This is a genomic window from Variovorax sp. 01T439_2, assembly GCF_056398445.1.
This window is the reverse complement of record NZ_JBFTPJ010001042.1, coordinates 1-1955: the sequence shown is the minus strand read 5'-3', so window position 1 is coordinate 1955 and position 1955 is coordinate 1. Positions and strand designations below refer to the sequence as shown.

The 1955-nt window shown below is 67.8% G+C and carries 3 protein-coding genes; all 3 read right to left on the bottom strand.

Features of this window, described 5'->3' with window-relative positions:
* Positions 1 to 639: ABC transporter permease (locus AC1DOC_RS31585; protein WP_478131328.1), on the bottom strand; the 639-nt coding region annotated here is incomplete at its 3' end.
* Positions 636 to 1466, bottom strand: a complete 831-nt coding sequence (locus AC1DOC_RS31580; protein ID WP_015867520.1) for an ABC transporter ATP-binding protein — start codon at positions 1464 to 1466, stop codon at positions 636 to 638. The genes AC1DOC_RS31585 and AC1DOC_RS31580, both read right to left, overlap by 4 nt.
* Before the next feature lie 11 nt (positions 1467 to 1477).
* On the bottom strand, positions 1478 to 1955 hold a 478-nt coding region (locus tag AC1DOC_RS31575), incomplete at its 5' end, for an ABC transporter substrate-binding protein (RefSeq protein ID WP_478131327.1).

Here is a 1955-nt window from a genome sequence, read left to right as displayed (position 1 = left end):
GCCCGCGCCCGAGCCACCGGTGCCGGCCACGAACTCGGCCACCACCGCGCCGATCAGCGCCAGGCCGCTCGAGATGCGCAGCCCGCCAAAGAAGTACGGCAGCGCGCTCGGAATGCGCAGCCGCACCAGCTGCTGCCAGCGCGTCGCGCGGTTGAGCTTGAAGTAGCTCTGCAGGTCGGGGTCGATGCTGCGCAGGCCGAGCGTGGTGTTGCTGATGATCGGGAACAGCGCCACCAGCGCGGCGCACACCGTCATGGCCGCCACCGGGTTCTTCACCCAGATGATGATGAGCGGCGCCACCGCCACGATGGGCGTCACCTGCAGCAGCACCGCATACGGAAAGAGCGCGGTCTCGATGCGCTTGCTCTGCACGAACAGGAACGAGATCAGCACCCCGGCGACGGTGGCCAGCAGGAACGACAGCAGCGTGATCTTGAGCGTGACCAGGAGCGCGCTGCCGAGCGGCGCCCAGTCGGTCACGAGCGTCTGCACCATGAGGAAGGGCGAGGGCACCAGGTAGGGCGGCAGCTCCATGGCGACCACCATCCATTGCCACAGCGCGACCAGCACCACGCCGATGAGCAGGGGATAGAGCACGCGCTGCACGCGCGGCTGGCTCAGGAGGGGCGGGCTTTTCATCGTGCATGTTCCTCGTCGGCCTGGCTGGCGCGCAGCAGGCTGTCCTGCAGGCGCCTGGCATGGCGCGCGAATTCCGGCGTCACCATGAAGTCGGGGGTGCGCGGGTAGGGCTCGTCGATGTGGAACTGCTCCACCACGCGGCCCGGCCGCGCGGCCATCATCACCACGCGGGTCGACAGGAACACGGCCTCGTGGATCGAGTGCGTCACGAAGATCACCGTGAGCTTCTTCTTGCGCCAGAGGTCGAGCAGGTCGGCGTCGAGCTTGTGGCGCGTGATCTCGTCGAGCGCGCCGAAGGGCTCGTCCATCAGCAGCAGGTCGGGCTGCGTGACGAGGCCGCGCGCGATCGACACGCGCATCTGCATGCCGCCTGAGAGCGCGCGCGGCAGTGCATCGGCAAACTTCTCGAGCCCCACCAGCGCGAGCGATTCCATCACCCGCGCGTCGGCCTCCTTGCGCGGCACGCCGGCCAGGTCGAGCGGCAGCCGCACGTTGGTGCGCACGCTGGCCCACGGCATCAGCGTGGCCGACTGGAACACGAAGGACAGCTTGTGCGGGCAGCTGTGGATCTCCGCCACCGGCTTGCGCCACACCAAGAGCCGCCCGTCGCTCGGCTCGAGCATGCCCGCCACCATCTTGAGCAGCGTGCTCTTGCCGCAGCCCGAAGGCCCGAGCAGCGTGACGAATTCGCCTTCGGCGATCGACAGGTCCACCGGCAGCAGCGCCTGCGTGCCGTTGGGATAGGTCTTCTCGGCCGAGAGCACTTCCACCGCGGGCACGGCAGGCGCCGCGGGCGGCGCGAGGGTGTGGGGTTCGATGCGGTTCATGGGTGGATGGCTCAGGGCAAGACCTTCGCGTCCTTGACGAACTCGGTGGTGTAGGTCTTGGCGAGTTCCACCTTTGCCGGGTCGAGCAGCTTGGCGCCCACGAGGAAGTCGTAGCTCGCCTTGGAACGCGCATCGGTGATCACGCCGATGCCGAGCTTGGCCGCATCGCCGCCAGTGACCATGCCCATCTCCTTGAGCTTGGCCACGCTGTAGGCCAGCTGGTCGTCGGTCATGTTGGGGTTGTCCTTCTTGATCAGCGCGTTGGCGGGCGCCGGATCGGCGAGGTAGCTCTTCCAGCCCTCGGCCGAGGCCTTCACGAAGGCTTCCACCTGCTTGCTGCGGTCCTTCACGGTCTTTTCCATGCACGACACCGTGGTGGCGTAGGCCGGGAAGCCGTGGTCGCTGAACATCAGCACGGTGCTCTTCACGCCGGCCTTCTGGATCGCGTAGGGCTCCGAGGTCAGGTAGCCTTGCTGCGCGGCGTTCGGG